Origin of the sequence: Haloferax sp. AB510, from assembly GCF_024136985.1 — an archaeon.
GTDB lineage: Archaea > Halobacteriota > Halobacteria > Halobacteriales > Haloferacaceae > Haloferax.
The window spans coordinates 1-6,989 of the sequence record NZ_JAMYJY010000142.1 but is presented as its reverse complement, the minus strand read 5'-3'; the positions used below and the strand labels follow the sequence as shown (position 1 = coordinate 6,989).

At 70.3% G+C, this 6,989-nt stretch carries 6 protein-coding genes and 1 pseudogene; 4 read left to right on the top strand and 3 right to left on the bottom strand.

Going from position 1 to position 6,989, the window contains the following annotated elements; all coding sequences use genetic code 11:
• Window positions 1-498, bottom strand: a 498-nt coding sequence (locus tag NKF06_RS18860) for an NAD(P)H-hydrate epimerase (protein ID WP_256477604.1), incomplete at its 3' end; no start/stop codon positions are given.
• Between the two features lie 89 nt (window positions 499-587).
• Between NKF06_RS18860 and NKF06_RS18855 the strand changes: the two genes are divergently transcribed.
• From NKF06_RS18855 to NKF06_RS18845, 3 genes are all read left to right on the top strand, one after another.
• On the top strand, window positions 588-1,772 hold the full coding sequence (locus NKF06_RS18855) for an MFS transporter (RefSeq protein ID WP_058827047.1): 1,185 nt from the start codon (window positions 588-590) through the stop codon (window positions 1,770-1,772).
• Between the two features lie 42 nt (window positions 1,773-1,814).
• Window positions 1,815-2,201 (top strand): winged helix-turn-helix domain-containing protein, encoded by a 387-nt coding sequence (locus NKF06_RS18850; protein ID WP_058827046.1) that lies wholly within the window; start codon window positions 1,815-1,817, stop codon window positions 2,199-2,201.
• A gap of 78 nt (window positions 2,202-2,279) precedes the next feature.
• Window positions 2,280-4,634 (top strand): ATP-dependent DNA helicase, encoded by a 2,355-nt coding sequence (locus NKF06_RS18845; protein WP_253246286.1) that lies wholly within the window; start codon window positions 2,280-2,282, stop codon window positions 4,632-4,634.
• Between the two features lie 60 nt (window positions 4,635-4,694).
• Here NKF06_RS18845 and NKF06_RS18840 read toward each other — a convergent pair whose 3' ends face one another.
• Window positions 4,695-4,883, bottom strand: coding sequence for a hypothetical protein (locus tag NKF06_RS18840; RefSeq protein WP_049913423.1), 189 nt, complete (start codon window positions 4,881-4,883; stop codon window positions 4,695-4,697).
• 237 nt (window positions 4,884-5,120) lie between these two features.
• On the opposite strand from NKF06_RS18840, the gene NKF06_RS18835 reads away from it, so the two are divergent.
• Window positions 5,121-5,342 (top strand): hypothetical protein, encoded by a 222-nt coding sequence (locus NKF06_RS18835; protein WP_058827043.1) that lies wholly within the window; start codon window positions 5,121-5,123, stop codon window positions 5,340-5,342.
• Window positions 5,343-5,417: 75 nt separating this feature from the next.
• On the opposite strand, the pseudogene NKF06_RS18830 reads toward NKF06_RS18835, so the two are convergent.
• Window positions 5,418-6,989, bottom strand: a pseudogene (locus NKF06_RS18830) (DNA mismatch repair protein); the annotation flags it as partial.

Below are 6,989 nucleotides of genomic sequence, written 5' to 3'. Positions count from 1 at the left end.
AGTCGCGTCGCCCGTGTCGGCGTCGACGCCGGAGGGCACGTCCACCGCGAGGACACTCGCGGAGGACCCGTTGATGGCGCGCGCGGCCGTCGCCTCGGGTTCGCGGAGCGCGCCGGTGACGCCGGTGCCGAGCATCGCGTCCACGACGAGGTCCGGGTCGCCGAGGTCGAACGCGGCCGAGTCGGTGACGGTCCGCAGGTCGGCCTCGGCCGCGACGAGGGCGTCCCAGTTCTCGCGGGAGATGTCGGTCGAAATCGTCTCGGGGCGACCGAGCAGGTGGACGGTCACGTCGTACGCCTTCAGGAACCGCGCGGCGACGAGCGCGTCGCCGCCGTTGTTGCCGCGGCCCACGACGACTGCGACCGACGCGCCGGGGTCCGCGAGGTCGCGGCACGCCCGCGCGACGGCGTTCCCACTCGACTCCATGAGCTGTTTCCGCGGCACGCCGAGCGCCTCGGCGTTCAGGTCGACCGCGGCCATGCGTCGACTCGTAATCATACGCCCCCGTTGGCCCGGGGCCGCGTTAACACATGTGGTCGCGGGTCGGATTCGCAACGTTTGACACGGCGGCGACTGAATCCGGGGTAGTGACTCGCCGCCTCTTCGGAACTCTCTGCGGACTCGTCTTCCTCGTCAACTTCGGCCGCGTCGCGTTCCCGCCGCTCGTCGAGACACTCCAGACGCAGTTCTCGGTCGGCCCAGCGACCATCGGCGTCGTGACGAGCCTCGTCTGGCTCGGGACCGCCATCCCGCGCATCCCCGTCGGCTACCTCCTCACGCGCGTCTCGCGGTCGAAGGTCGTCCTCGGGTCGGGCACGCTCCTCGTCGTCGCCGCGGCGTTCACCGCGAGCGCGACGTCGGTGCTGACGCTCCAAATCGGCGCGTTCGGCCTCGGCCTCGCCTCGGGCGCGTACTTCGTCTCCGCGACCCCGCTCGTCGGCGAACTGTTCCCCGAGCGCGTCGGCCGCATGGTCGGCATCCACGGCGCGGCCAGTCAGGTCGCCGCCGTCGTCGCCGCGCCCGTCGTCGTCTTCATCCTCGCGTCGTACTCGTGGCGCGAGACGTTCTGGGTGTTGGCGGTCGCCGGCGCGCTCGTGACGCTCCTCCTCTACGCCGTCTCCCGAGACGGGAGCGCGGGGGCCGGCACGGGCGCGGACCGCGACTTCTCCGCCGCGCTCGGCCACTGGAAACTCATCCTCACGGGCATCCTCCTCATCGCGCCCGCGGGATTCGTCTGGCAGGGCCTGTTCAACTTCCTCGTGTCGTACATGACGCAGGCGAAGGCGTTCGACGCCGCCACCGCGAGCACGATGCTCACCATCGTCTTCGCGGCCGGCGTCCCCGCGTTCTCGCTGTCGGGCCGCCTCGCGGACAAACTCCCGCACGTCCCCTACATCTTCGGCCTGCTCGTCGCCTTTATCGGCGCGCTCGTCGCCCTGACGTACGCGCAGGGCTTCGTCGCCGTCGCCGTCGTCGTCGCGGTGCTCGGCTACGTCATCCACAGCCTGTTTCCCGCGCTGGACACGTTCATGCTCTCGTCGCTCCCCAGCGACGCCCGCGGGAGCGCCTACGCCGTCTTCAGCGGCGCGGCGCTCCTCTTGGAGGCTAACGGGAGCGGCGCGGTCGGCTTCCTGACCGAGGCAAACTACGCCTTCGAGGCGGTCTTCAGAACACTCGCCGGGGGGCTCGCGGTGTTCGTCGCCGCGCTCGCGGTTCTCTACGTGCTGAACCGACTGCCGGGCGTCGACCGGACCGACCCGTCGAGCGCCTGACCTCCCGAAACGGTTTACTTCCCCCACCGAAATGTCGATTGTATGTCAGGGTTGCTCCCGTCCGACGGGACCGTCGATTCGAGCGTCGAGACCGCCCCGCGCGTCCACTGGCTCGACGACGACGAGACGGAGCAGCTCCTCGGCTGCCTCTCTTGTGACACCGCCCGCGACCTGCTGTCGTGTCTGCAGGACTCGCCGGCGACGGCGACCGAACTCTCGAAGCGGGTCGAAACCTCCGTCCAGAACGCCCGCCACCACCTCGGAAACCTCATCGAGGCCGACCTCGTCCGCGTCGCCGGCACCCGCTACTCCGAGAAGGGGCGCGAGATGAAGGTGTACGCCGCCGCCGCGCCGTTCGTCGTCTGTGTCGGCGGCGAGGGCGGCGACCGAGAGGCCTTCGCCGAGGCAATCGCCTCCTTCCTCGAATAGCGTCGGCGCGCTCCGCGTGCCGGCCGGCTCTCTCGCGAACGTTCAAATACGGGGGCGCGGCCAGTCACCGACACCCCTATGGCCGTCGCAACTGGACCACAGAGCGTGACCTGGCAGGAGGTGTTCGGCCACCCGGAGGCGTACCCGGAGCAGGCCGACGGAATCGAGACCGCGATACAGACCGCCCGAGACGACGGCTTCGCCGTCGTGGAGGGCGCGTGCGGGACCGGCAAGACGATGCTCGCGCTCACCGCCGGCATCGAACTCGTCCGCGACCCCGACTCCGACTACGAGCGCGTCTTCGTCCTCACGAGCGTCAAGCAACAGTTGCGGCAGTTCGAGGCCGACCTCCGAACCATCAACGAGAACCTCCCGACCGACTGGAAACCCGTCTCGGGGCTCACGCTCGTCGGCAAGTCCGACGTGTGTCCCTACAGCCGCGAGGGCTGCGGCGGCATCGACGACGCGACCGTCTACGACCGCTGTGAGGGCCTTCGCGACCGGACCCGCGGGCTCGTCGGCGACGGCGGCCGGACCAGCGCCGAGGCGCTCGCCAAGGACGCCCGCGAGCAACAGACCGGCCTCCTCGACACCGGTTCGACGACCGCGGGCCCGAACTATCTCGAAACCGCGGGCGACCCGACGCCGTACCCGAAGTCGATGCCGGAGTACGAGGACGTGGAGTACTGCCCCTTTTACGCGAACTTCCTCGCGGACCTCCCCGAAGACGGCGACCCAATCGAGGCCGTCCCCTTCGACTTCGACGATAAGGGGCTCATCGCGACCGAGGACCTCGTCTCGCTGGCCGCTGGCGCGGGGTCGTGCCCCCACTCCGTGATGGGCGCGCTGTTGCCCCACGTCGAGGTCGTCGTCGGCAACTACTACCACGCGTTCGATCCGACGACCGTCGGCACGTTCACCGGCGCGCTCGTCGACGACTCGACGTTCGTCATCTGCGACGAGGCGCACATGCTCGAACCCCGCGTCCGCGACCTCGTCTCCGTCGGCGTCGGCGACCGGACGCTCCGCGACGCCGAAAGCGAGTTCACGCGCGTCATCCAGCCGGTGAAGTTCGACGACGCCGGCAAGTCCACCGCCGACGCCGACCTCGTCCGCGGGGAGCTACAGGAGGCCGACGTGACGCTCCGCGAACTGGAGGAGACGCGCGACTTCATCCGCGACCTGCGGGAGGAACTCGACCGCCGCGTGACCGCGCACCTCGACCGCGAGTACGTCGGCTGGCGCGCCGACCTCACCGAACTCGACGACGAGGAGCTGCCGCTCCGCGACCCCGAGGAGCCCGGCGTCGACGAACTCACCGAGTGGGCGGACGACAACGGCCACGACGAGGGGACGTGGGTCCGAGCCGAGGCGACCGGCTCGGCGGTCGCCCGCATCCTCGACTCGGTGGAGGAAGACGACAAGCGGCGGGCCGCGCCCGCGGCGGGCCGGGCGCTGGCGACGTGGGCCTACGCGGACCACGAGAAGCACTTCCGCGAAATCGAACTCGAACGGACGTGGGACGAGATGGAGCCGCCGGAGTCGTGGCGGCGCGCGTACAACGCCCGGCTGTCGGTCCACAACTGCGTCCCCGGCGAGGCCATCGCCGAGCGCCTCGGCGACTTCGGCGGCGGCGTCCTCATGAGCGCGACGCTCGAACCCATCGACGTGTTCCGTCGCGTGACCGGCCTCGACGCCCTCGCCGACGACGGCCGCCCGGTGGCAGAGCGGACGTTCGGCCTCGGCTTCCCCGAGTCGAACCGCGCGAGCTTCGCCGTCGACGTGCCGAAGTTCACCCACAGCAACCGCGGGCCGCCCGGCGAGGAAAACGAGACGCGGCTCGCGTACACCGACGCCGCCGTCGAGGTGTGCGAGCGCTCGCCGGGCAACGTGCTCGTCGGGATGCCGAACTACGCCGAGGCCGAGTGGATGGCGGGCGCGCTCGAAGCCCGCGTCGACAAGCCCGTCCTCCTCGACGAGTCGTCCGACGACGGGGCCACAGAGCGGCTCAAGCGCGATTTCTTCGGCGGCGAGGGGAAGGTGCTCGTGACGAGCCTCCGCGGCACGCTCACCGAGGGCGTCGACTACAGCGGCGACAAGCTCTCGGCCGCCGTCGTCTGCGGTGTCCCGCTCATCAACACGTCGTCGCCACGGACCCGCGCGGTGAAGACGGCGTACGACCGCGAGTTCGGCAACGGGTTCGAGACGGCGCTCACGGTGCCCGCGGTCAGAAAGGCGCGGCAGGCCATCGGGCGCGTCATCCGCGGGACCGACGAGGTCGGCGTCCGCGTCTTCGTGGACGCTCGGTACGCCCGCGACTCGTGGAACGGCGTCCGCGACTACCTGCCGGAACAGGAGCGCGAGGAGTTCAGACCGGTCAGTCCCGACATGCTCGGCTTCGGCCTCGACCGGTTCTGGTCGTCGGTCGAGTAGTCGCGGGCGGGCCGCGTCGCGGCCGGCGTGCCGAGGGGCAGACGTGTCGTCAGGAGAGCGTCAGCGTTCGTCGTCCCACGCGTCCCGGCAGTCGTCGTCGCAGAAGTGCCGCGCCTGCACGGCGCCGTCTTCGACCCACGTGACGACGCGGTGCGTCGGGTTGTTGGCAACCGGCTCCCCGCACGTCGCGCAGGTCGGGGCGTCTTCTGGGTCTACGTTCTCTTCCAAATCGGACGTGGGATCGACCATCGACAGCCAGATGGCGGTTCCGTGCACTTCAACCCGTCTCCGCCGGCAGAAGTCGCCCGACGGGGCGGATTCCCCCGCGGAACTGTGGAATCCACACCCGTGCGAGGGGAACCGAAGCTATGTATCACTCCGTACTCCCACTTGGTGCAACGTTTTGTAACCAACGGGTATTGTCAATCACTACCACACTTAGTGAAGGTTATGTAATCACCGTCGCGTGTGTATAGGTGACGGCGAATGTCAGAAGTGCCCGCCTCTCAGGATTCGGTTGCAGGGACCGCTGACCGCATCGGCGCGGATACCACCGGGGATTGCTTCCTCCATAGCGTCGTCGTCACCTATCGAGGGAGCCCGGACCAGGTCACCGTCTACCCCCGGCGCGACAGCTGCTGCGACCGAATGGAGGCGTGGCTGACCGCCGACGCCGACGCGTTCATCTCGCTCGACGAGATGTGCTGAGTCACCGCCGACGCGGTCGCCGCGCACCCGACGAGAACGCACGCCGCCGATAGCCCATTTCGCCGCCCCGTCGGCTCAGCCGACGAACTCGGCGTCGGACAGCGTCTTTTGTACCGCTTCTTCGCCCACCGCCGCAGCCAGCGCCTCGAAACCGGCGCGCTCGGCGCGGTCGCGGGCGTTCGCCACCAGCCGCGAGACGATGAACTCAGGTGTGGACTTGCCGACCGTCCCGAACCGCGGCTGGTAGTCCACGCGCAGTTCCAACTCGTCGGTCAGCCCCTCGGCGAAGATGCCGTCGATGCGCGCCTCCGGCGGGAGCGGGCTCAGTTCGTCCGCGAGGTGCGTGACGTAGACGCCGAAGGCGTCGCGCTCGACGGTGAGGTTCACGAGGCCGTTGAGCAGGTCGGCCGCGCGGCCCGGCTCGGTGATGGCCTCGAACTCGTCGACGAGCATCAGCGTCCGCCCGTCGCCCGACAGCGGCGGGACGATTGACTTGAGCGTCGATTCGAGTACGCCCGCGTTGAAGCTCGCGTGCCGGCGGTGGAACACGACCGAGTCGAACCGGCCGACGACCGCCGACTCGGCGGGGACCGGAAGCCCCATCGACGCGAGGATGGCGACCTGTGAGAGCGTCTCCAGTAGGGTCGTCTTCCCGCCGCTGTTGGCCCCGGTGAGGACCGACACGCGGTCGCCGACCGGCGGCGTCGGCCCCGACGCGCACGCGAGTTCGTGGTCGCCGACGGCGTAGGAGACGGGCTGTGGGTCGTCGATGAAGAGGTTGCGCGCGCCGCAGACCGCCAGCCCCGTCTCGGCGATGTCCGGCCGCGTCAGGTCGTACTCGTCGGCGAACCGCGCGAGCGACAGCGACAGCGCGACCTCGTCGACGGCCTCGACCGCGAGGTCAACGTCGTCGCGGGCGGCCCAGATGCGGTCGCGTAGCTCCTCGGCGACAGTCTCCTCGCGGGCGGCGGCGTCGGCTTCGAGGTCCTCGACGAGCGCCCGGAGCGACGCGCTCACGAAGTCGGTCGCGTCGCGGGCGTCCTCGGCGGCGACCGCTTCGACCTCGCCGCGCGGAGAGGTCGGTCTCCTGTGCGACGTACTGGACGAACGCGGCGCGGAAGTCGTCGAGCGAGCGGACGCCCCGCGACTGGATGGTTTCGAGCACGTCGAACGAGCCGGATTGGAGTTCGTTCGCGGTGTCGAGCCGGCTCCGCAGGCTGTCGAGACGGTCGTCGGCACCCGCGGCGACCGAGCCGTCCTTGTCGACGTAGCCGAGCGCGCCGAGTGCGTCGCGGAGGGCGTCGGGGTCGGCTTCCTCCAGCGCGTCGAACGGCTCGCCGCGAAGCCCGGCCTCCCTGAGTTCGAGCGCGGCGCGGACGGCGGCGCGCTCAGTCTCGCCGGCCTCGTCGTACTCGCGGAACGCCTCCTCGACGGCGTCGCGGGCGTCGTCGTCGAGGTCGGCCCACGCCTCCCTCGCCGAGAGGATGCGGTCGAGGCGGTCGCGTCGGGCCTCGACGGTCGGAAGCGGTGTCAGGACGCGGATGCGGTCGGCGGCGTGTTCGGTCAGCGGCGCGGTTGCTCGCGAGCGACAGGAGGGTCGTCGTACACGTCGCGGCGTCGCGGGTCGCCAGCGCGTCGACTGGCCGG

Excerpts from the sequence above, each read along its gene's own strand:
- NKF06_RS18840 (WP_049913423.1), bottom strand. The coding sequence starts at position 4,883 with ATGGTCGATCCCACGTCCGATTTGGAAGAGAACGTAGACCCAGAAGAC.
- NKF06_RS18845 (WP_253246286.1), top strand. The coding sequence starts at position 2,280 with ATGGCCGTCGCAACTGGACCACAGAGCGTGACCTGGCAGGAGGTGTTC.
- NKF06_RS18850 (WP_058827046.1), top strand. The coding sequence starts at position 1,815 with ATGTCAGGGTTGCTCCCGTCCGACGGGACCGTCGATTCGAGCGTCGAG.
- NKF06_RS18835 (WP_058827043.1), top strand. The coding sequence starts at position 5,121 with ATGTCAGAAGTGCCCGCCTCTCAGGATTCGGTTGCAGGGACCGCTGAC.